This is a genomic window from Enterococcus sp. DIV0236 (assembly GCF_050558525.1).
Lineage (GTDB): Bacteria > Bacillota > Bacilli > Lactobacillales > Enterococcaceae > Enterococcus > Enterococcus faecalis.
The window spans coordinates 194,023-217,904 of record NZ_CP187891.1; the positions used below are offsets into that span (position 1 = coordinate 194,023).

14 protein-coding genes and 2 rRNA genes are annotated in these 23,882 nt (G+C 41.4%); 15 read left to right on the forward strand and 1 reads right to left on the reverse strand.

Going from position 1 to position 23,882, the window contains the following annotated elements; translation table 11 throughout:
* Positions 1 to 267 precede the first annotated feature (267 nt).
* Positions 268 to 1,758, forward strand: a complete 1,491-nt coding sequence (locus IGK27_RS00935; RefSeq protein ID WP_002361555.1) for an aldehyde dehydrogenase family protein — start codon at positions 268 to 270, stop codon at positions 1,756 to 1,758.
* A 225-nt stretch (positions 1,759 to 1,983) separates the two neighbouring features.
* Here IGK27_RS00935 and IGK27_RS00940 read toward each other — a convergent pair whose 3' ends face one another.
* The gene (locus IGK27_RS00940) at positions 1,984 to 2,967 is read right to left on the reverse strand and encodes an L-lactate dehydrogenase (protein WP_002356251.1); all 984 of its coding nucleotides are present in this window, start codon (positions 2,965 to 2,967) and stop codon (positions 1,984 to 1,986) included.
* Between the two features lie 335 nt (positions 2,968 to 3,302).
* Between IGK27_RS00940 and pth the strand changes: the two genes are divergently transcribed.
* The 14 genes from pth (at position 3,303) to IGK27_RS01010 (ending at position 23,870) form a co-directional block, all read left to right on the forward strand.
* Entirely contained in the window at positions 3,303 to 3,869 is a 567-nt protein-coding gene (gene pth / locus IGK27_RS00945) for an aminoacyl-tRNA hydrolase (RefSeq protein WP_002361556.1), read from the forward strand.
* A 19-nt stretch (positions 3,870 to 3,888) separates the two neighbouring features.
* Positions 3,889 to 7,428 (forward strand): transcription-repair coupling factor, encoded by a 3,540-nt coding sequence (gene mfd / locus IGK27_RS00950; protein ID WP_010826838.1) that lies wholly within the window; start codon positions 3,889 to 3,891, stop codon positions 7,426 to 7,428.
* A 15-nt stretch (positions 7,429 to 7,443) separates the two neighbouring features.
* Entirely contained in the window at positions 7,444 to 9,033 is a 1,590-nt protein-coding gene (locus tag IGK27_RS00955; protein ID WP_002364515.1) for a putative polysaccharide biosynthesis protein, read from the forward strand.
* 14 nt (positions 9,034 to 9,047) lie between these two features.
* Positions 9,048 to 9,311: an RNA-binding S4 domain-containing protein gene (locus tag IGK27_RS00960; RefSeq protein WP_002356255.1), complete on the forward strand. Its 264-nt coding sequence runs from the start codon at positions 9,048 to 9,050 to the stop codon at positions 9,309 to 9,311.
* 254 nt (positions 9,312 to 9,565) lie between these two features.
* Positions 9,566 to 10,045: an FtsB family cell division protein gene (locus tag IGK27_RS00965; RefSeq protein ID WP_002356257.1), complete on the forward strand. Its 480-nt coding sequence runs from the start codon at positions 9,566 to 9,568 to the stop codon at positions 10,043 to 10,045.
* 44 nt (positions 10,046 to 10,089) lie between these two features.
* Positions 10,090 to 10,569, forward strand: a complete 480-nt coding sequence (locus IGK27_RS00970) for a S1 domain-containing RNA-binding protein (RefSeq protein ID WP_002356258.1) — start codon at positions 10,090 to 10,092, stop codon at positions 10,567 to 10,569.
* Positions 10,570 to 10,654: 85 nt separating this feature from the next.
* A complete protein-coding gene (gene tilS, locus IGK27_RS00975; RefSeq protein WP_002356259.1) occupies positions 10,655 to 12,043 on the forward strand; it encodes a tRNA lysidine(34) synthetase TilS in 1,389 nt (462 codons plus the stop codon).
* Positions 12,044 to 12,061: 18 nt separating this feature from the next.
* Positions 12,062 to 12,607 carry a hypoxanthine phosphoribosyltransferase gene (gene hpt, locus IGK27_RS00980; RefSeq protein ID WP_002356260.1) on the forward strand — a complete coding sequence of 182 codons (546 nt, stop codon included), beginning with the start codon at positions 12,062 to 12,064 and terminating at the stop codon, positions 12,605 to 12,607.
* A 93-nt stretch (positions 12,608 to 12,700) separates the two neighbouring features.
* A complete protein-coding gene (gene ftsH, locus IGK27_RS00985; protein WP_002363441.1) occupies positions 12,701 to 14,857 on the forward strand; it encodes an ATP-dependent zinc metalloprotease FtsH in 2,157 nt (718 codons plus the stop codon).
* 161 nt (positions 14,858 to 15,018) lie between these two features.
* A complete protein-coding gene (hslO, locus tag IGK27_RS00990) occupies positions 15,019 to 15,915 on the forward strand; it encodes an Hsp33 family molecular chaperone HslO (RefSeq protein ID WP_002359370.1) in 897 nt (298 codons plus the stop codon).
* An 11-nt stretch (positions 15,916 to 15,926) separates the two neighbouring features.
* Positions 15,927 to 16,925, forward strand: coding sequence for a tRNA dihydrouridine synthase DusB (gene dusB, locus IGK27_RS00995; RefSeq protein WP_002356263.1), 999 nt, complete (start codon positions 15,927 to 15,929; stop codon positions 16,923 to 16,925).
* A 93-nt stretch (positions 16,926 to 17,018) separates the two neighbouring features.
* Complete coding sequence (gene lysS, locus IGK27_RS01000) at positions 17,019 to 18,515, forward strand: lysine--tRNA ligase (protein WP_002359372.1); 1,497 nt, start codon at positions 17,019 to 17,021, stop codon at positions 18,513 to 18,515.
* A 655-nt stretch (positions 18,516 to 19,170) separates the two neighbouring features.
* Positions 19,171 to 20,731: ribosomal RNA gene (locus IGK27_RS01005) — 16S ribosomal RNA — on the forward strand.
* Between the two features lie 226 nt (positions 20,732 to 20,957).
* Positions 20,958 to 23,870 (forward strand): 23S ribosomal RNA (locus IGK27_RS01010).
* The 16S and 23S rRNA genes sit together here, the layout of an rRNA operon.
* Positions 23,871 to 23,882 lie beyond the last annotated feature (12 nt).

The following is a 23,882-nucleotide window of genomic DNA, read 5'->3' on the forward strand; positions in this document are numbered from 1 at the left end:
CTCTTTGTCAATAAGAACAAATGAGTTGGAAAAATCAAAGCTAGCACTGAAGAAGCAATTTTAATTCTTCAGTGCTAGCTTTTTTTGTGGCAAAAGTTCTCTCCAATAAAGTTTAATACATTCAGATATTGCCAGGAGGCTTCAGGTCGGGATGAGTTAGCAACAGTCGCTGAGAGCTATATTTTTTTTAGGTAGAATCATTTACTTTTAGGTGGAAGATGTCTTATAATTGTAAGCGGATACAAAAATAAAAAAAGAGGTGGGTAAATGAGTAAAAAAGAAATAAATCAAGTAGTTGCCAGTAGCTATCAATTGTATATTAATGGAGAGTGGACAACAGGTAGTGGTAACAAAATGATTGCTAGTTACAATCCTAGTAATGGCGAAAAATTAGCAGAATTTGTTGATGCCACAAATGCAGATGTGGATCGAGCTGTAGAAGCAGCTCAAGAAGCGTTTCAGACATGGAAAGATGTTGACGTTGTAACAAGAAGCAATCTTTTGTTGAAAATTGCTGATTTGATTGAAGAAAATCAAGAACATTTGGCTATGGTGGAGACTTTAGATAATGGAAAACCGCTTCGGGAAACGCAATCGATTGATGTTCCTGCCAGTGCAGACCATTTTCGGTATTTTGCTAGTGTGATTCGTGGAGAAGAAGGATCTGTCAAAGAATTTGATAAGGATACGTTATCCATTGTTGTGAAAGAACCCATCGGTGTTGTGGGTCAAATTATTCCGTGGAATTTCCCCTTATTAATGGGTGCTTGGAAATTAGCACCAGCGTTGGCAGCAGGTAACACGGTTGTGATTCATCCGTCCTCGAGCACATCATTAAGTCTGTTGGAATTGTTTAAAATTTTTGATCAAGTCTTGCCGAAAGGAGTAGTGAATTTAATCACCGGTCGTGGTTCTGATTCAGGAAATTATATGTTGGCACATCCAGGGTTTGATAAGCTAGCTTTTACAGGCTCAACAGAGGTGGGGTACACTGTCGCTAAAGCGGCGGCCGACCGCCTAATTCCAGCCACTTTAGAACTTGGCGGAAAATCAGCCAACATTATTTTTGAAGATGCCAATTGGGAACGTGCATTAGAAGGCGTGCAGTTAGGGATTTTATTCAATCAAGGGCAAGTTTGTTGTGCTGGGTCTCGTGTGTTCGTTCAGTCAGGTATTTATGATCAATTTGTAGAAGCTTTAAAGGAAAAGTTTGAACAAGTGAACGTTGGTTTCCCGTGGGAAAAAGATGTTGAAATGGGCGCTCAGATCAATGAGCATCAATTGGAAGAAATTTTAAAATATGTCGAAATTGGTGTGAAGGAAGGAGCTACGCTGATTACTGGTGGGCAACGTTTAACAGAAAATGGGCTAGACAAGGGGGCGTTTTTAGCACCTACGTTATTAGCGAATGGTACGAATACAATGTGTGTGGCCCAAGAAGAAATCTTTGGTCCTGTTGCAACAGTGATTAAATTTGAAACGGAAGAAGAAGTCATTCGTTTAGCTAATGATTCTGAATATGGTCTAGGTGGTGCGGTCTTTTCTCAAGATATCAATGTGGCATTACGGGTTGCTCGTGGTGTACGGACAGGTCGGATGTGGGTCAACACATACAATCAATTGCCTGCGGGCGCGCCATTTGGCGGTTATAAAAAATCAGGAATTGGTCGAGAAACGCATAAATCAATGCTAGATGCTTATACGCAAATGAAAAATATTTACATTGTGACAAAAGAAGAAGCAGACGGACTGTATTAAGTAGTGTAGTGAATTTTAGATAACAAACTTATTTTTGGCTATTGTTATTTTCGAGCTAAACAAAACAATAATTTTTTGAAAAAGTTGAGTGATGAGTAAAGTAAAACAGATTAAAAGTAAAGCCTGGTGCAAAAATCACTTTGGATTTTTGTACCAGGCTTTAAAGCGGAGTAACAATAGTGGCCACTCTTGGTTGTTTTAAATTTTCGACTATTATAGAAGGAGTTATTTTGCTTCTTCTGCTTCAAATTTAGCAAAAGCTGTTTCAATAACTTCTTTTAATGCAGAAGCAGAAGCTTCCATTTTTTCTTGTTCAGCATCTGTTAATGGAATTTCAATGACTTGTTTAACGCCTTGGCGGTTGATGATCGCTGGTGCACCGATATAAATATCGTTTTGACCATATTCACCTTCTAAATAAACAGATAATGGTAACACAGAGTTTTCATCGTTTAGGATAGCTTTAGTGATACGCGCTAGTGCAACCGCGATTCCATAGAAAGTAGCTCCTTTTTTCTCGATGATTGTGTAAGCAGCGTCGCGTACGTTGAAGAATAAATTAACCATTGCTTCTTCATCGACGTCAGGATTATTTTTCACCCATTCGTAAATTTGTAAGCCAGCGACATTCGCATGTGACCAAACTGGGAATTCTGTATCTCCGTGTTCCCCTAAGATGTAGGCATGGACATTTCGTGCATCAACATCAACTAATTCGGCAATTGCTTGACGGAAACGAGCAGAATCTAGTGAAGTTCCTGAACCGATTACTCGTTCTTTCGGGAAGCCAGAGAATTTCCAAGTTGAATAAGTCAAAATGTCGACTGGGTTTGCGGCAACTAAGAAGATACCGTTGAAACCAGAATCAACAATTGTTGTAACGATTTCTTTATTAATTTTCAAGTTTTTATGAACTAAGTCTAAACGAGTTTCGCCTGGTTTTTGAGGCGCACCAGCTGTTAAGACAACTAAGTCTGCATCATGGCAATCGTCATAAGTAGCAGCATAGATTTTTTTAGGAGAAGTAAATGCTAATGCGTGAGATAAGTCCAACGCGTCTCCTTCAGTTTTTGGTACATTAATATCAATAATCCCAACTTCTTGAGCAATATTCTGAGTTACTAAAGCAAAGGCATAGCTAGAACCTACGGCACCGTCCCCGACTAAAATTACTTTTTGGTGATCTTTATTCCCTGCGGCTGCAGTCATGTGTACCATTCCTTCCTCTACATTCTTTTTCGTGAGCAACGAGTTTTTATTTCCTGTTGCTAAAGTGATAGTAACATGGTTTGTAAAAAATGTCACGAACTTTGATTGTAAAAATGATACAGTTTTCAGACCTGTTTCAAAATGGTAGCTCTTACATGTGCGTAATTTCACTATCTTAAGCATATTTAAATTTCTAAAAAAATTTTTTACATCTTTCTTAATCTTCAAAGACTGCGAGTTTTTTTATTTCTATGGTATAATGAATAAAACTGGGTAGCGCATACGCTTCCCAGCCATTTTGTGTTGGCAAGCTTATAATCCAAGGAGAATGAAAGATGAAAGTAATCGTAGGACTGGGAAATCCCGGTAGTAAATACAAAGAAACAAAACACAACATTGGCTTTATTACGCTAGATGAAATTGCGTATCGGCAAAATGTTTCGTTTAATAATAGTAATTTTGAAGCAGATATTGCAGAGTTTTTTATAGGGACTGAGAAAGTATTGTTAGTGAAACCATTAACATTTATGAATGAATCAGGTCGCTCTGTTGGTCCGTTGTTGACCTACTTTGGGGTAGATGAGGAAGACTTGATTGTTATTTATGATGACTTAGACTTAGAGGTCGGTAAAATTCGTTTACGGCAAAAAGGTAGTGCTGGCGGCCACAATGGGATAAAAAGTCTGATTGCCCATTTAGGAACAAATGTCTTTCCTAGAATTAAAATTGGCATTGGTCGGCCCTCAAAAAATGATACAGTTATCCACCATGTACTAAGTACTTTTCCCAAAGAAACACACGAAGAGATGTTACTTGCTGTAAAAAAAGCAGCCGATGCCGCTTTATATGCATGCGAAGGACATACGTTTGTTGAAACAATGAATCAATTTAATGGAAAATAGCAGAAAGGAGGGCCCTTGTTTGAATATTATCGAACGAATTAGCCAAACAGAAATTGCTAAATCATGGCGCAGTCAACTAATGACAACAGGAACGCGCCAACTAATTACTGGGTTATCAGGCTCTGCTAAAACATTACTGATGGCAGGCGCTTTACAAAAGACGCATCAAAAAATTGTTATTGCGGTCCCAAACCTATACTATGCCAATCAATTAGTAGATGATTTTTTAAATATTTTACCTTCAGAACAAGTTCATCTATTTCCAGTAGATGAAGTGTTATCCGCCGAAATGGCCTTTTCTTCACCAGAAGCGCGCGCAGATCGAGTGAGTGCGTTAAATTTCCTGATGACAGCGAATGCAGGAATCGTGGTCGTACCAGTAGCTGGACTACGAAAGTATTTGCCAACGAAAGAAACGTGGCAAAATGCGCAACTTCATTGGGAAATCGGGACGGAAGTAGAACCTGAAATCCTCGCGCAACGCTTAGTGTTAATGGGCTATGAACGCCAATCGATGGTCGGAAAGCCTGGCGAATTTAGTATTCGCGGAAGCATTGTTGATGTCTATCCGCTAAATGCCGAATACCCTGTTCGGGTGGAACTGTTTGATGTTGAAATTGACTCAATCCGTTATTTTGAAGCGGATACTCAACGCTCATTAGAAAATCTTGAAGAAGTAACGATTTCACCAATGACTGATTTAGTATTCTCAAAGGCAGATATGAATCATGGCATGACGAGGTTACAAGATGCTCTAGAAAAACGTTTAGCGACAGCTAAAGATCAAACGGAGACCGATTTTTTAGAAGAATATTTTGGTCAGTTGCTGTCTTCTTGGGAACAAGGGATTCCTACAGAAAATGCTCACTATTATACAGATTTTCTGTACCAACAAAAAACTACGCTGTTAGATTATTTACCAGAAAATAGTTTGCTTTTTGTGGATGATTATTCTCGTATGATGGAAACAGAGCGAGAAATCGCTAGAGAGGAAGCGGAATGGCAAACCCTGAAAATTGAAGAAATGCGCGTGTTTTCTGAACAAACTTTTGGCGTAGACTTTCATGATCAATTGCGAAAAACTGCACGAAATACGACCTTCTTTTCACTTTTTCAAAAAGGAATGGGGAATCTTCGTTTCCAAGAAGTCCATAATTTCCAATATCGTTCAATGCAACAATTCTTCGGTCAAATGCCGTTGCTAAAAGCGGAAGTGGACCGTTGGCAAAAGCAAAACCAAACGGTTGTTGTTTTTGTTCCTACGAAAGAACGGATTCAAAAAGTCGAAGAGCTATTTCAGGACTTTGACATACCTAGCGTAGTAAGCAATTGGGATCAGTTGTTAGATGGGCATGTCCAAATTGTCCAAGGGGCATTACAAACAGGGTTTGAATTACCTAAAAACAAGCTCGTGGCGATTACGGAAAAAGAAATTTTTCATACAACGACCAAAAAACGGGCACGTCGTCAAACAATCTCTAATGCGGAACGTTTGAAAAGTTATAGCGACTTAAAAACGGGCGATTATGTCGTTCATGCGAATCACGGGATTGGTAAATATATTGGTATGGAAACCTTAGAAGTTGATGGGGTCCATCAAGATTACATGACTATCTTGTACCAAAATGATGACAAGTTATTTATTCCAGTAACACAATTGAACTTGATTCAAAAGTTCGTTGCTTCCGAGTCTAAAACGCCGAAAATTAACAAGCTGGGCGGCAGTGAATGGACGAAAACCAAACGAAAAGTTGCTTCGAAAATTGAAGATATCGCGGATGATTTAATCTTACTTTATGCGACAAGAGAATCGGAAAAAGGCTATGCTTTTCCGCCAGATGATGCGTATCAAAAAGAATTTGAAGAGGCTTTTCCGTATTCTGAAACAGATGATCAATTACGTAGTGCTGCCGAAATTAAACACGACATGGAAAAATCTCGACCAATGGATCGTTTGTTAGTTGGCGATGTAGGGTTTGGTAAAACAGAAGTGGCTTTACGAGCGGCCTTCAAAGCTGTTAGCAACAATAAACAGGTCGCCTTTTTAGTGCCAACAACTATTTTAGCGCAACAACATTACGAAACGATTCAAGAGCGGTTTGAGGGCTTTCCTGTAGAAATTGGTTTATTAAGTCGTTTCCGCACGAAAAAACAGCAAAATGAAACAATAGAAAAAATTAAACATGGACAAGTAGATATTGTGATTGGTACCCATCGTTTATTGTCGCAAGATATTAATTTTAGTGATTTAGGCTTGTTGATTATTGATGAGGAACAACGGTTTGGAGTGAAACATAAAGAACGACTAAAACAATTGCGTTCACAAGTGGATGTCTTGACGTTAACAGCAACGCCAATCCCAAGGACCCTTCATATGTCAATGTTAGGTGTCCGTGATTTATCTGTCATCGAAACCCCACCAGAGAATCGTTATCCGATTCAAACGTATGTCATGGAAAATAATCCTGGGGCGATTCGGGAAGCGATTGAGCGAGAAATGGCCCGAGATGGTCAAGTCTTTTATTTATACAATCGAGTAGATACGATTGAACGAAAAGTTGAAGAGTTACAAGCACTAGTTCCAGACGCACGAATTGCGTATGCACATGGGCAAATGACAGAAGTACAACTGGAGAATACTTTGTTTGATTTTATTGAAGGACAATATGATATATTAGTCACTACAACGATTATTGAAACAGGAGTAGATATTCCTAATGCTAATACCTTGTTTGTAGAAAATGCGGACTACATGGGCTTATCTACGTTGTATCAATTACGTGGTCGTGTGGGGCGTAGCAATCGAGTGGCCTATGCTTATTTTATGTACGAACAGCAAAAAATCCTAAACGAAGTTAGTGAGAAACGTTTAGAAGCAATTAAAGACTTTACGGAATTAGGTTCTGGGTTCAAAATTGCGATGCGTGACCTTTCCATTCGAGGGGCCGGAAACCTTCTTGGTGCCCAACAACATGGCTTCATTGATTCGGTTGGGTTTGATATGTACTCACAGATGTTATCTGAGGCAGTTGCTCGTAAACAAGGAAAAAATATCCAAGACCAAAAAACGTCTGTTGAAATTGATTTGGGCATTGATGCTTATATTCCAGGAACGTACATTACAGACGAACGACAAAAAATTGAAATTTATAAACGGATTCGTCAATTAGAAAATATGGATATGTACGAAGAATTAGAAGCGGACTTGTTAGACCGCTTTGGAGAGTATCCTGACGAAGTGGCGCATTTATTAACCACTGGCCGTATCAAAATGGATGGCGACCGTGCCTTGTTAGAAAGTATTCGTAAACGCGATCAAAAAGTCAAGTTTGTGTTAAGTAAAATTGGCACAAAAACATACTCTGTGGAGCAGTTGTTTGAAGCGTTATCGGCAACCAGCTTAAAAGCGGATCTAGCAGTTGAGAAAGAACAAATGACTATTTCCTTGAAGTTGCCGAAAGATTGTAAAGAAGCTGTTTGGATTCAAGAAATTGCTGCTTTTACAACCGCATTGCGACAAGAAAAATACAAACATTCGCAAGGAACGGATTCCCTTTAAAAGGAGGCCTAGAAGATGGCACAAAAAGAAATGCAACGAATGATGCAAGGTGCCGTTGTGTTAACCATTGCTTCCTTCATTGCAAAAGTGTTGAGTGCGTTTTATCGCGTTCCTTTTCAGAACTTTGTAGGGGATGAAGGATTTTACGTGTATCAGCAAGTTTATCCAATCTATGGGATTGCGATGACATTAGCATTGTCAGGCTTACCGCAATTTATTTCCAAAATTGTTGCTGAACAACCAGATATTCGGAGTCAAAAACAAGTGTTGCGCCAACTATATCCCTATGTGTTATGGTTAGCGATTGCTTGTTGGGCCTTCTTTTTCTTTGGTAGTCAAGAAATTGCTATTAGTATGGGGGATGCTGCACTCCAACCATTAATGGAAGTTGTTTCCTTTACCTTTTTACTCGTTCCAATTCTTTCCTTCTATCGTGGAAATTTTCAAGGTCATTTGTTGATGGTGCCTAGTGGTATTTCACAGGTGATGGAACAGTTTGTGCGTGTCGGGGTTATTCTAGTAGCTGCGTTGTCCTATCATTACTTTGGTGGCTCCATTTACCAAACGGGGACGGTGGCTATGAGTGGTGCGTTGGCTGGCGGTGTCTTAGCGGTACTTGTCTTATGGTACTACAATCGAAAAATTCTTAGTGGAAGTACGGAATACTTGCATCAATGGAAGATTATGCCTCAAACCACAGGACTATTTAAACGTTTAATGATTGAGGGTGGTTTGGTCTCTTTATATAGTGCTTTTCTGATTCTATTTCAATTAATTGATTCCTTTAAAGTAAAAAATGCCCTCATGCTTTTCGGGCTCTCTGATTTAGCTGCGAAAGTGGACAAAGGGGTCTATGATAGAGGACAACCACTAGTTCAATTAGGATTGGTAATTGCTTTAGCTTTAAGCTCGACCTTTTTACCAGGTTTGACAAAATATTTTATGAAAAAAGACCGTCAACAATTTTTACAAGTTGCAAAAATCTTTTTGCGTCTTACCACAACCTTGGCATCGGCAGCTTCGATTGGTCTAATGATGTTATTGCCGTACATGAACTTTACACTTTTTAAAGATTATAAAGGCAACGATGTTTTAGGGGTGTATGTTTTATCCATCGCTTTTATGGCCATTATTCAGGCCTACCAAAGTATTGAACAAAGTCGCAATCGTTTTAAAGGTCCTTTAGTGGCAGCTGGTGTGGGCTTATTAGTGAAATTACTGACAACGGGCTTTTTCACCATTCGTTGGGGAACATTAGGTGCTAGTTGGTCTACTATTCTTGGGTTACTAGCGACGCTATTCGTTTTAGTCCGACAATCGGATGCAGCGATTAATTGTTTTGTTCGAGAACGAAACTTTTTGAAAAAACTGTTGCTTAGTTTAGCAATCATGATGCTGTCATTACTGGTCTATCAAGGAATTATCTCCATCTTGTTCCAAGGTGTGCATCACCGAAGTCAAGCGTTTTTCGTTACAGTTTTAGGTGTTGCAGTGGGTGGTACAGTTTTTATTAGCACCATCATTAAGTTAGAATTATTTACGATACGTGAATGGTTAAGTTTACCGTATGGCGCAAAAATTTTACGGATGAGACAAAAAAAATAAAAGAGGTGAATGTGATGCGGTTAGATAAATTTTTAAAAGTTTCTCGCATTATTAAAAGAAGAACAGTTGCCAAAGAAGTCGCTGATAAAGGTCGGATTCAAATCAACGGAGTCTTAGCCAAATCTTCTAGTACTGTGAAGATTGGTGACCTTGTCAAAATTCAATTTGGGAACAGAATTTTAGAAGTAGAAGTCCTGCAACTGAATGACTCTACGAAAAAAGAAGATGCCACAAAAATGTATGAAATAAAATCAGAAACACGTGTCTCTGAAGAATAAGCAGGTGAGGATGGAGCGCTTGGCAAGTTCATTGAAAAGATGAATATTCCAAGCGCTTCATCCTTTCAGCGTTTTAATGAAACAGACGCGCCGCTTTTGAAAAAAATTAATAAATCAACCACTGTTATTTCAAAAGCAAAGAATATTTTAGAAAAAAGCTTGATTTTCTTTAACTTCTCTGAAATTAACATTAGACAAGGTTCTTAGATGTTGGTATAATAAAACGGACAATCCAAAGCGAGTGGAGCGAGACGATGGGAAAGAATGAAAAAAACTCGAAGAAAGTTGCGGCATTGGAAAATGACTACACGAAAGAACAGTATGTCGAATTCCAAAAACAACAGAAACAATTGATTTTTAGACGCAGACGCTTGGCAGCGATTTTTCTCGTGGCCTTCATTATTTTTGCCTTTTCTGGCATCCAATTGATGAAAGATTATCATCGCTTAGGTGCTTTCAAACAAGAACGAGCAGATGCAATTGCTGAATCCGTAGCAGTTGATAAGAAGGTCAAGGATCTAAAAAAAGACGTTGCTTTGTTAAAAGATGATGATTATGTGGCAAAATTAGCACGTAGCCGTTTCCTTCTCTCAAAAGAAGGCGAACAGATTTATCCCACACCAGAACAAATGAAAAAAACACAGACTTCTGGAGCGGAAGAAAGCAAGAGCAGTTCAGAAAAAAATAGTCAATCACAGTCTTCAACTGAAACAACTAAGTCTTCAGCTGAATAAACTGCAATTATAATTAGGGAAAAAATAGGAGGAACAATTTTTTTATGTCAATCGAAGTAGGAGCTAAATTGCCAGGAAAAGTGTCAGGGATTACTAACTTTGGTGCATTTATTGATTTAGGAGAAGGAAAAACTGGGTTAGTACACATCAGTGAAGTGTCTAATGGATTCGTTAAAGATATTCATGATGTATTAACAGTAGGTGACGAAGTAACAGTGAAAGTAACCTCAGTTGGTGACGACGGCAAAATTGGCTTATCGATCCGTAAAGCACAAGAGCCAGCAGAAGGGCAACAACCAAAACGTGAATTTCAACGTCGTGAAAACAATTATGAGAATCGTGACCGTAATCCACGCGCAGGGGGCAAAAAGCCTTTCAATAAACCACAAGCAAATAACAATAACAATAAACAAGATTTTGACTCATTGATGAGCTCTTTCTTGAAAGATAGTGATGACCGTTTATCTTCATTAAAACGTAATACTGAAGGCAAACGTGGCGGACGTGGCGGACGTCGCGGCTAAGCACAAACAAATAGGGGGACTGGGGATAACGAATGGGTTATTTCTCGGTTCCTCTTTTATTCTAAGGAAGAAAGAAGGGCGAACAATGTTTTGGCAGTTTTATAAACGAGGAAAAGAACAAGGATTTTGGCAACCGCATCAAACAATCGTGGTCGCCGTTTCTGGTGGTGTAGACTCCATGGCCCTTTTGACGTTAATGGAACAGGTGGCAGAAAAAGAACAATTACAATTGGTTATTGCACACGTCAATCATCAATTGCGAGAAGCGTCGGCACAGGAAGCGCAATATCTCGCTACCTATTGTCAGCAGCGAGAGCTGACGTATTATGAAACGCGTTGGGAAGACCCTGAAAAGCAACGGAATTTAGAAGCAAAAGCGCGCACATTTCGTTATGAATTTTTTAAAGAAGTCATGGAAATTGAAGGTGCGGCGGTCTTAATGACGGCACATCATCTAGACGATCAAGCGGAAACGATTTTAATGAAACTGATTCGAGGAACTAATTTTTCCCATTCCGCAGGCATTAAAGAGAGACGTCCTTTTGCGACAGGGGAATTGATTCGTCCGTTACTTATTTATCCAAAAGAAGAATTGTATCAATTTGCACAGCGCCAAGCATTCGTTTATTTTGAGGACGAAACGAACCAAACCAATGAATATTTGAGAAATCGGCTCCGTAATCAGGTTTTGCCGCTATTAAAGCAGGAAAATCCGCAATTCTTAGATCAGATTGCTTCTTTTAGTAATGAACAACGTTTTGCCCAAGAATTTATTCAAGAACAAATTGAGCCTCAATTATCTGAAGCCGTAGAACCGACCAAACAAGGATGGCGCATTCCTTTGAAGAGATTATTAAAAGAAACGCCTGCGTACCAGCACTTCTTTTTAACCGCGTTTTTCCAAAAAACATTAGTGCCGTTAGGGGTTTCGTTAAACCAACGCCAGATGACACAAATTTTAAAAGTTTTGAATGATGAACGCCAACCGCAAGGCTCGGTTATGTTAGAACAGCAATGGCAACTAGCTAAAAGTTATGATTGGCTGTGCTTAGAACAAAAACAGGTTGCACTGCGAGAAGAAGTTACACATTTATTAGTACCTGGCGCGGGGATTTATTTATCGGAAACCGAGTGGCTAGGATTAATTGCGACAGACAAACCGTTTCCTCTTCCTGAAGAGATTAATCAGTGGACGGGTCAGTTGTTAGCGATCCCGTTGACCACAGCCACACCTTTGACCGTTCGTCATCGCCAAAGTGGTGATCGGATTACATTAAAACCAGGGTTTACGAAAAAATTAAGCAGAGTTTTTATTGATCAAAAAGTGCCAAATGAAGCGAGAGAGAGTGCTTGGGTCATTACGGATGAGCAAGAGGAAATCATTTGGGTACCAAAATTTGCAAATTCCTATTTGAGTATTCCTTTAGAAACTGATAAAATACACTACAGACTCCTTTTTAAGACAAAGGAGTAATGCTGAAAGGAGCGCACTATGATAGAAAAAGATATTGAGAAAGTCCTAATCTCCAAAGAAGAAATTCTTGCGAAGTCTGCAGAGCTTGGCAAGCAACTGACAGAAGAATATCAAGGGAAAAATCCTTTAGTGGTCGGTATTTTAAAAGGTGCAGTACCATTTATGGCTGATTTGACTCGTGAAATCAATACTTATTTAGAATTGGACTTTATGGATGTATCTAGCTACGGCAACGCGACAGTTTCTTCAGGCGAAGTAAAAATTGTCAAAGACTTAGACACAAATGTCGAAGGTAGACATATTTTAATCGTAGAAGATATCATCGATAGTGGTCGTACATTAGCGTATTTAGTAGATTTGTTTAGATACCGTAAAGCTGCATCTGTGAAAATTGTTACCTTATTAGATAAACCAGAAGGCCGTGTAGTAGACATTAAAGCTGACTACGTAGGGTTTGATGTGCCCAATGAGTTTGTGGTCGGTTACGGATTAGACTATGCAGAAACGTACCGCAACTTGCCTTATATTGGCGTTTTAAAACCTGAAGTTTACGAATCAAATTAATATCTATCAAGGAATTAATTGTGTTACAATGTAAAGGTCAGGATTGATAAAAGAATAACATGAATTGTAATGATGAGCATAAGGAGGACAGGCATGAACAAAAAGAATAATGGCATGAAAAATGGTTTATACTACGTCTTAGTAGTACTTGCCATGGTCATGGTTGTCTATTTCATTTTTGGAAATAACAACCAACAATCGCCAGACATCGATTACTCAACCTTCCAACAACAATTGGAAGACGGAAAAGTCAAAGACATGACCATTCAACCAACCAATGGGGTTTACCGGATTGAAGGTCAGTATAAAGAAAAACAAGAAGTGAAAGACACAGGTGGTCTGTCATTGTGGGGCTCAACGCAAGCGTCGTCAAAAGGCTTCACAACAACCGTTTTACCTAGTGATACAACCTTAGCTGGCATTCAAGATGCGGCACAAAATAACAAGGTGAAGCTAGTTGTCAAAGAACAATCAACAAGTGGAGCTTGGTTGTCACTGTTGTTTAGTTTCTTACCATTAGTGATTATTTTCTTCTTCTTCTATATGATGATGAGCCAACAAGGCGGTGGCGGTGGCGGCGGTGGCCGTGTGATGAACTTCGGTAAATCAAAAGCCAAAGAAGCCGATAAAAAAGCTAACCGTGTCCGCTTCTCAGATGTAGCTGGTGCGGAAGAAGAAAAACAAGAATTAGTTGAAGTAGTGGAATTCTTAAAAGATCCACGTCGTTTCGCTGAATTAGGCGCACGGATTCCTGCGGGCGTACTATTAGAAGGACCTCCAGGGACTGGTAAAACGTTACTTGCTAAAGCCGTAGCAGGTGAAGCAGGTGTGCCATTTTACTCAATCTCAGGTTCAGATTTCGTTGAAATGTTTGTCGGGGTCGGTGCTAGCCGTGTCCGGGATTTATTTGAAACAGCGAAGAAAAACGCGCCTGCAATTATCTTTATCGATGAAATCGATGCAGTTGGTCGTCAACGTGGTGCTGGTATGGGTGGCGGACACGACGAACGTGAACAAACCCTTAACCAATTATTAGTTGAGATGGATGGTTTTGATGGCAATGAAGGAGTTATCGTAATTGCTGCAACGAACCGTTCAGACGTGTTAGACCCAGCGTTGTTACGTCCAGGTCGTTTTGACCGCCAAATTTTGGTAGGACGTCCAGATGTCAAAGGTCGTGAAGCGATTTTACGTGTTCATGCGAAAAACAAACCGTTAGCTGATGACGTTGATTTGAAAGTTGTTGCACAACAAACACCAGGTTTTGCTGGTGCTGATTTAGAAAATGTCTTAAACGAAGCAGCCTTAGTTGCTGCTCGTCGTAACAAGAAAAAAATTGATGCTTCTGATGTGGATGAAGCTGAAGACCGCGTAATTGCTGGTCCAGCTAAAAAAGATCGCGTGATTAATAAAAAAGAACGCGAAATGGTGGCTTACCATGAAGCGGGACACACAATCGTTGGTTTAGTCTTAAGCCGTGCCCGTGTTGTCCATAAAGTAACAATTATCCCTCGTGGTCGCGCAGGCGGTTATATGATTGCTTTACCAAAAGAAGATCAATTCTTAATGACTAAAGAAGATATGTTTGAACAAATCGTTGGCTTACTTGGTGGACGTACAGCAGAAGAAATTATCTTTGGCGTTCAATCAACAGGGGCTTCAAATGACTTTGAACAAGCAACAGGGATTGCCCGTAGCATGGTAACTGAATATGGAATGAGCGACAAATTAGGACCTGTTCAATATGAAGGAAACCATCAAGTCTTTGTCGGTCGTGATTATGGTCAAACAAAAGCTTACTCAGAACAAGTGGCGTTTGAAATCGATCAGGAAGTTCGTCGTATCTTAATGGATGCTCATACGAAAGCGCATGAAATTATCGAAGCGCACCGTGAACAACATAAACTAATCGCTGAAAAACTATTAGAATATGAAACATTAGATGCAAAAGCAATCAAATCATTATTTGAAACAGGTAAAATGCCTGAAGGTGCTGACAGCGACTATCCTAGTGAAAAAGAAGCGCAAACATTCGAAGAAGCAAAACGTGCTTTAGAAGAAAAAGAAGCGCAAAAACAAGTTGAAGAAAAGCAAGACTTTGAAGAAGCGAAAAAAGAATTACATGATGAAGCAGAAGAAGTCAAAGTAGAAAGCGAACAAACAGAAAAAGAAGTCCAATCTGAAGAGAAAAAAGATTCAGATTCCAATTCTGAATATGATCGCAATAACTACGAAGATCGTTATAAATAACCAATTAGTAGAAGGTGCAGTATTTGTCGAGTTGACGAATACTGCACCTTCTATAATATTAAGATATTCTATAGAAGGAAGATTATTTGGTTGAAAAAACACCTGATTCCTAGTATTATCTGACTAATGGACAAAAAAGCACCAAGAGAAGAGGAAAAAGAATGGAAGATTATTTAGTAAAAGCCCTTTGTTATAAAGGTTCAATACGAGCATATGCCATCAGTGCCACTGAAACTGTTAGCGAAGCGCAAAGAAGACATGATACATGGAGTTCTTCTACCGCAGCGTTAGGACGCACATTGATTGGAGCCCTTTTACTAGGAGCGACTTTAAAAGGTGACGATAAATTAACTGTAAAAGTACAAGGAAATGGCCCAGCTGGCGCTATTATTGTCGATAGTAATGGCCGTGGAGAAACAAAAGGCTACATTAAAAATCCACATGTCAGCTTAAAGTTGAATGCAACAGGTAAAATTGATGTACGTGGCGCTGTCGGTAACGAAGGAATTTTCACAGTCATTAAAGATTTAGGATTAAAAGAAACCTTTTCTGGACAAACACCTATTGTTTCTGGTGAAATCGGTGAAGACTTTACATATTTTATGGCGGTCTCTGAACAAGTTCCTTCAGCTATCGGTTTAGGTGTATTGGTGGACACGGATGAATCGGTGAAAGCAGCCGGTGGTTTTATGATTCAAGTAATGCCAGGTGCCGATGAAAGTACCATTGATTTTATTGAACAGCGTCTAGCGGAAGTGCCACCAATTTCACAATTACTAGAAAATGGAGAAACACCTGAACAAGTCTTGTATCGCTTATTGGGAGAAGACGAAGTAGAAATTTTAGAAAAAATGCCTGTACAATTTAAATGTGACTGTTCCAAAGAAAAATTTGCGACCGCTTTGATTGCCGTTGGGATCGATGAATTAAATGCGATGATTGATGAAGATCATGGAGCAGAAGCAGTTTGTCAATTCTGTAACAATAAATATCACTATAGTGAAGAAGAATTAATTGAACTTCGCGATGAAGCGATTCGCAATACGAAACAAAAGTAGGAGGAAAGACTATGTGGAAAATTGGAGACGTTGAAATCCCCAACCGTGTTGTCGTAGCTCCGATGGCGGGTATTAGTAACGCCGCTTTTCGTGTGACTGTAAAAGAATTTGGCGCAGGATTAGTCGTTTGTGAAATGATTAGTGATAAAGGAATTAAATTAAGAAACAAAAAAACCTTAGAAATGCTATATATTGATGAGCGAGAATATCCTTTAAGTGTACAAATTTTTGGTGGAGATAAAGAAACATTAGTGGAAGCTGCTAAGTTTGTGGAAGAAAATACGCAAGCGGCGATTATTGATATTAACATGGGTTGCCCTGTCAATAAAATAATTAAAGCTGAAGCTGGTGCGAAATGGTTGCTGGATCCGAATAAAGTGCATGAGATGGTTCACGCAGTCTCTTCGGCAGTTTCTTTGCCTGTCACTGTAAAAATGCGAACAGGCTGGGATGAAGATCATCTATATGCTGTAGACAACGCTTTGGCTGCCGAACAAGCAGGGGCTTCGGCCATTGCTATGCATGGTCGGACACGTGTCCAAATGTATGAAGGGACAGCCAACTGGGACGTTTTAAAGGAAGTGAAAAAGCATTTAACCATTCCTTTTATGGGAAATGGCGATGTCAAAACGCCTGAAGATGCTAAACGCATGTTAGAATATGTTGGGGCGGATGGTGTGATGATTGGTCGAGCTGCTTTGGGCAATCCTTGGATGATTCAACGGACGAAAGAATACTTGGAAACGGGCGAATTGATGCCTGAGCCTTCACCAGCTGAAAAAATCAATATTGCAAAAGTTCATTTACAACGATTAGTGGATTTAAAAGGCGAAAAAATTGCGGTCCGTGAGTTTCGCCAACATGCTTCTTACTATCTAAAAGGAATCTCGCGAGCAGCTAAAGTGAAAGTTGCGATTAACCAAGTCGAAACACAACAAGCAGTTGTCGATTTACTTGATGCCTTTGTAGAGAAGATTTCCAAAGTTGCTGTAACTACTATAGAAGAATAAAAAATTCAAGCCGAAAGTAAAATTCGGCTTGCTTTTTTTCGAATTACTGTGGCATTATTAGGATAGGTTAAAATCAAGAATGGAGGAACAACAGTGGCAGAAGAACAACAAGCGCATTTAGAGGATTTAAATGATCAAATGCTCGTGCGCCGCGAAAAAATGGAAGCTTTACGTGAAGAAGGGATTGATCCTTTCGGTAAACGTTTCGATCGCACTCATAATTCAGCAGAACTTCATGAACAATATGATAATCATACAAAAGAAGAACTTAGTGAAATGAATACAGAAGTCAGCGTTGCTGGACGTATGATGACAAAACGTGGTAAAGGAAAAGCTGGTTTCGCCCATTTGCAAGACCGTGAAGGCCAAATTCAAATTTATGTTCGGAAGGACCAAGTTGGAGACGAAGCCTATGAACTATTTAAACATGCTGACTTAGGCGACTTCTTTGGTGTGACAGGTCAAGTAATGAAAACCAATACGGGGGAAGTTACTGTTAAAGCTCAAACAATTACGTTATTAACTAAAGCTTTGCGTCCATTGCCAGATAAATACCATGGATTAACGAATGTGGAACAACGCTATCGTCAACGCTATTTGGATTTAATCAGTAACAAAGAAAGCTTTGATCGTTTCATGAAACGCAGTCAAATTATTAGCGAAATCCGTCGTTATCTAGATGGCAATGGCTATGTCGAAGTAGAAACGCCTGTCTTGCATAACGAAGCAGGAGGAGCTGCTGCTCGTCCATTTATCACACACCATAATGCGTTAGATATGGACTTATACTTACGCATTGCCCTAGAGTTACATTTAAAACGTTTAATTGTCGGTGGCATGGAAAAAGTCTATGAAATTGGTCGTGTCTTCCGTAATGAAGGCATCGATACCACTCATAACCCAGAATTTACAATGCTAGAAGCTTATACTGCTTATACTGATTATCAAGATGTGATGGATTTAACAGAGGGAATTATTCGTAATGCTGCGGAAAAAGTCTTAGGAACTACTGATATCACGTACGATGGTCAAGCTGTTGACTTAGGCAGTCCTTTCAAACGTCTACACATGGTAGATGCGGTCAAAGAACAAACGGGCGTAGATTTTTGGCAAGAGATGACGATAGAAGAAGCCCGTGCGTTAGCTAAAGAACATAATGTTGAAATTACAGATGCCATGACAGTCGGTCATATCATTAATGAATTTTTCGAAACATTTGTAGAAGATACGTTGCAACAACCAACATTTATTTATGGTCACCCAGTAGCTGTTTCACCATTAGCGAAGAAAAATCCAGAAGATGGTCGTTTCACTGACCGCTTTGAACTATTTATTATCGGAAAAGAGTTTGCTAATGCATTTACAGAATTAAATGATCCAATTGACCAACGTGAACGTTTTGAAGAACAAGAAAAAGAACGGGAACAAGGAAATGATGAAGCACACGGAGTAGATGAAGATTTCATCGAAGCCTTAGAATATGGCTTGCCACCAACCGGAGGATTAGGTATTGGGATTGATCGACTAGTTATGTTATTAACCGATGCACAATCAATTCGTGATGTCTTGCTATTCCCAACAATGAGATAAAAAAAGATGCCTTAAGGGCATCTTTTTTTTGTATTCGCAAAAAATTAAATAAAAAAAGAATAGAAAAACAATTGAAACCAATTCTATTTTTCTAAAAAAATCGAAGATGGGTAATAAAAAGAATGGGTAATCTGATAAAAAAACGAACTTTATCTAATCGGATAAGAAAGAATAATCGGTATTGAAAAAAAGTTTAAAAAAAGTGAAAATAATGATTGACCAATGCTTGAAATCTTGGTATATTATTACATGTCGCAAGGCGAGTCACACAGCTGAGCGATTCAGAAATCAATAATTAAATAACAATTCTTGATTTCAAATCTCTCGAAAAAAGTTTGAAAAAACAACAAAAAAGTTGTTGACAAATAACAAACGAGATGATAAGATATAGAAGTTGTCACAACAGACAACAACAACCGAGCAAAACAACTTAAAAAAACTTTTTTAAAAAAAAGTTCTTGACATTCAAACAGAAGTTTGTTATGATGTAAAAGTTGCTGCGAGGTAACGTAGACCTTTGAAAACTGAACAAAGAATAGACGAACCAAATGTGTAGGGCGTCTTGATTCAATTCAAGACAACAAACATTTTTAACAAGCAAGCAATATGCTAGCAAACAAATTGAGCTTAACAATCGTAAGATTGTTCTAACTTTTATTATGAGAGTTTGATCCTGGCTCAGGACGAACGCTGGCGGCGTGCCTAATACATGCAAGTCGAACGCTTCTTTCCTCCCGAGTGCTTGCACTCAATTGGAAAGAGGAGTGGCGGACGGGTGAGTAACACGTGGGTAACCTACCCATCAGAGGGGGATAACACTTGGAAACAGGTGCTAATACCGCATAACAGTTTATGCCGCATGGCATAAGAGTGAAAGGCGCTTTCGGGTGTCGCTGATGGATGGACCCGCGGTGCATTAGCTAGTTGGTGAGGTAACGGCTCACCAAGGCCACGATGCATAGCCGACCTGAGAGGGTGATCGGCCACACTGGGACTGAGACACGGCCCAGACTCCTACGGGAGGCAGCAGTAGGGAATCTTCGGCAATGGACGAAAGTCTGACCGAGCAACGCCGCGTGAGTGAAGAAGGTTTTCGGATCGTAAAACTCTGTTGTTAGAGAAGAACAAGGACGTTAGTAACTGAACGTCCCCTGACGGTATCTAACCAGAAAGCCACGGCTAACTACGTGCCAGCAGCCGCGGTAATACGTAGGTGGCAAGCGTTGTCCGGATTTATTGGGCGTAAAGCGAGCGCAGGCGGTTTCTTAAGTCTGATGTGAAAGCCCCCGGCTCAACCGGGGAGGGTCATTGGAAACTGGGAGACTTGAGTGCAGAAGAGGAGAGTGGAATTCCATGTGTAGCGGTGAAATGCGTAGATATATGGAGGAACACCAGTGGCGAAGGCGGCTCTCTGGTCTGTAACTGACGCTGAGGCTCGAAAGCGTGGGGAGCAAACAGGATTAGATACCCTGGTAGTCCACGCCGTAAACGATGAGTGCTAAGTGTTGGAGGGTTTCCGCCCTTCAGTGCTGCAGCAAACGCATTAAGCACTCCGCCTGGGGAGTACGACCGCAAGGTTGAAACTCAAAGGAATTGACGGGGGCCCGCACAAGCGGTGGAGCATGTGGTTTAATTCGAAGCAACGCGAAGAACCTTACCAGGTCTTGACATCCTTTGATCACTCTAGAGATAGAGCTTTCCCTTCGGGGACAAAGTGACAGGTGGTGCATGGTTGTCGTCAGCTCGTGTCGTGAGATGTTGGGTTAAGTCCCGCAACGAGCGCAACCCTTATTGTTAGTTGCCATCATTTAGTTGGGCACTCTAGCGAGACTGCCGGTGACAAACCGGAGGAAGGTGGGGATGACGTCAAATCATCATGCCCCTTATGACCTGGGCTACACACGTGCTACAATGGGAAGTACAACGAGTCGCTAGACCGCGAGGTCATGCAAATCTCTTAAAGCTTCTCTCAGTTCGGATTGCAGGCTGCAACTCGCCTGCATGAAGCCGGAATCGCTAGTAATCGCGGATCAGCACGCCGCGGTGAATACGTTCCCGGGCCTTGTACACACCGCCCGTCACACCACGAGAGTTTGTAACACCCGAAGTCGGTGAGGTAACCTTTTTGGAGCCAGCCGCCTAAGGTGGGATAGATGATTGGGGTGAAGTCGTAACAAGGTAGCCGTATCGGAAGGTGCGGCTGGATCACCTCCTTTCTAAGGAATATTACGGAAATACACATTTCGTCTTTACTTTGTTCAGTTTTGAGAGGTCTACTCTCAAAACATTCGTTCATTGAAAACTGGATATTGAAGTAAAAAGAATCAAAACAAACCGAGAACACCGCGTTGAATGAGTTTTTTAATAAGTTCAATTGCTTATTTATTGATTAACCTTCTATCGCTAGAAGAAGTGATCAAGACCCAACCGTAAGGTTGATAAGGTTAAGTGAATAAGGGCGCACGGTGGATGCCTTGGCACTAGGAGCCGATGAAGGACGGGACTAACACCGATATGCTTTGGGGAGCTGTAAGTAAGCTATGATCCAGAGATTTCCGAATGGGGGAACCCAATATCTTTTATAGGATATTACTTTTCAGTGAATACATAGCTGATTAGAGGTAGACGCAGAGAACTGAAACATCTTAGTACCTGCAGGAAGAGAAAGAAAATTCGATTCCCTGAGTAGCGGCGAGCGAAACGGGAAGAGCCCAAACCAACAAGCTTGCTTGTTGGGGTTGTAGGACTTCAATATGGTAGTCTGTTAGTATAGTTGAAGGATTTGGAAAATTCCGCTAAAGAGGGTGAAAGCCCCGTAGACGAAATGCTGACAACACCTAGGAGGATCCTGAGTACGGCGGAACACGAGAAATTCCGTCGGAATCCGCGGGGACCATCCCGCAAGGCTAAATACTCCCTAGTGACCGATAGTGAACCAGTACCGTGAGGGAAAGGTGAAAAGCACCCCGGAAGGGGAGTGAAATAGATCCTGAAACCGTGTGCCTACAACAAGTCAAAGCTCGTTAATGAGTGATGGCGTGCCTTTTGTAGAATGAACCGGCGAGTTACGATTGCATGCGAGGTTAAGTCGAAGAGACGGAGCCGCAGCGAAAGCGAGTCTGAATAGGGCGAATGAGTATGTAGTCGTAGACCCGAAACCATGTGATCTACCCATGTCCAGGTTGAAGGTGCGGTAAAACGCACTGGAGGACCGAACCCACGTACGTTGAAAAGTGCGGGGATGAGGTGTGGGTAGCGGAGAAATTCCAAACGAACTTGGAGATAGCTGGTTCTCTCCGAAATAGCTTTAGGGCTAGCCTCGGAATTGAGAATGATGGAGGTAGAGCACTGTTTGGACTAGGGGCCCATCTCGGGTTACCGAATTCAGATAAACTCCGAATGCCATTCATTTATATCCGGGAGTCAGACTGCGAGTGATAAGATCCGTAGTCGAAAGGGAAACAGCCCAGACCACCAGCTAAGGTCCCAAAATATATGTTAAGTGGAAAAGGATGTGGGGTTGCACAGACAACTAGGATGTTGGCTTAGAAGCAGCCACCATTTAAAGAGTGCGTAATAGCTCACTAGTCGAGTGACCCTGCGCCGAAAATGTACCGGGGCTAAACATATTACCGAAGCTGTGGACTACACCATTAGGTGTAGTGGTAGGAGAGCGTTCTAAGGGCGTTGAAGGTCGATCGTGAGGACGGCTGGAGCGCTTAGAAGTGAGAATGCCGGTATGAGTAGCGAAAGACAGGTGAGAATCCTGTCCACCGTATGACTAAGGTTTCCTGGGGAAGGCTCGTCCGCCCAGGGTTAGTCGGGACCTAAGCCGAGGCCGATAGGCGTAGGCGATGGACAACAGGTTGATATTCCTGTACCAGTTGTTTTTGTTTGAGCAATGGAGGGACGCAGTAGGCTAAGGAATGCATGCGATTGGAAGTGCATGTCCAAGCAATGAGTCTTGAGTAGAGTTAAATGCTTTACTCTTTAAGGACAAGTTGTGACGGGGAGCGAAATAATAGTAGCGAAGTTCCTGATGTCACACTGCCAAGAAAAGCTTCTAGTGAGAAAACAACTGCCCGTACCGTAAACCGACACAGGTAGTCGAGGAGAGTATCCTAAGGTGAGCGAGCGAACTCTCGTTAAGGAACTCGGCAAAATGACCCCGTAACTTCGGGAGAAGGGGTGCTGACTTCGGTCAGCCGCAGTGAATAGGCCCAAGCGACTGTTTATCAAAAACACAGGTCTCTGCAAAATCGTAAGATGAAGTATAGGGGCTGACGCCTGCCCGGTGCTGGAAGGTTAAGAGGATGGGTTAGCTTCGGCGAAGCTCAGAATTGAAGCCCCAGTAAACGGCGGCCGTAACTATAACGGTCCTAAGGTAGCGAAATTCCTTGTCGGGTAAGTTCCGACCCGCACGAAAGGCGTAACGATTTGGGCACTGTCTCAACGAGAGACTCGGTGAAATTTTAGTACCTGTGAAGATGCAGGTTACCCGCGACAGGACGGAAAGACCCCATGGAGCTTTACTGTAGTTTGATATTGAGTGTTTGTACCACATGTACAGGATAGGTAGGAGCCGATGAGACCGGAACGCTAGTTTCGGAGGAGGCGCTGGTGGGATACTACCCTTGTGTTATGAACCCTCTAACCCGCACCACTAATCGTGGTGGGAGACAGTGTCAGATGGGCAGTTTGACTGGGGCGGTCGCCTCCTAAAAGGTAACGGAGGCGCCCAAAGGTTCCCTCAGAATGGTTGGAAATCATTCGAAGAGTGTAAAGGCAGAAGGGAGCTTGACTGCGAGACCTACAAGTCGAGCAGGGACGAAAGTCGGGCTTAGTGATCCGGTGGTTCCGCATGGAAGGGCCATCGCTCAACGGATAAAAGCTACCCTGGGGATAACAGGCTTATCTCCCCCAAGAGTCCACATCGACGGGGAGGTTTGGCACCTCGATGTCGGCTCGTCGCATCCTGGGGCTGTAGTCGGTCCCAAGGGTTGGGCTGTTCGCCCATTAAAGCGGCACGCGAGCTGGGTTCAGAACGTCGTGAGACAGTTCGGTCCCTATCCGTCGCGGGCGTTGGAAATTTGAGAGGAGCTGTCCTTAGTACGAGAGGACCGGGATGGACTTACCGCTGGTGTACCAGTTGTTCTGCCAAGGGCATTGCTGGGTAGCTATGTAGGGAAGGGATAAACGCTGAAAGCATCTAAGTGTGAAGCCCACCTCAAGATGAGATTTCCCATTTCTTTAAGAAAGTAAGACCCCTGAGAGATGATCAGGTAGATAGGTTGGAAGTGGAAGGCTAGTGATAGTTGGAGCGGACCAATACTAATCGGTCGAGGACTTAACCAAAGAATGGATAAG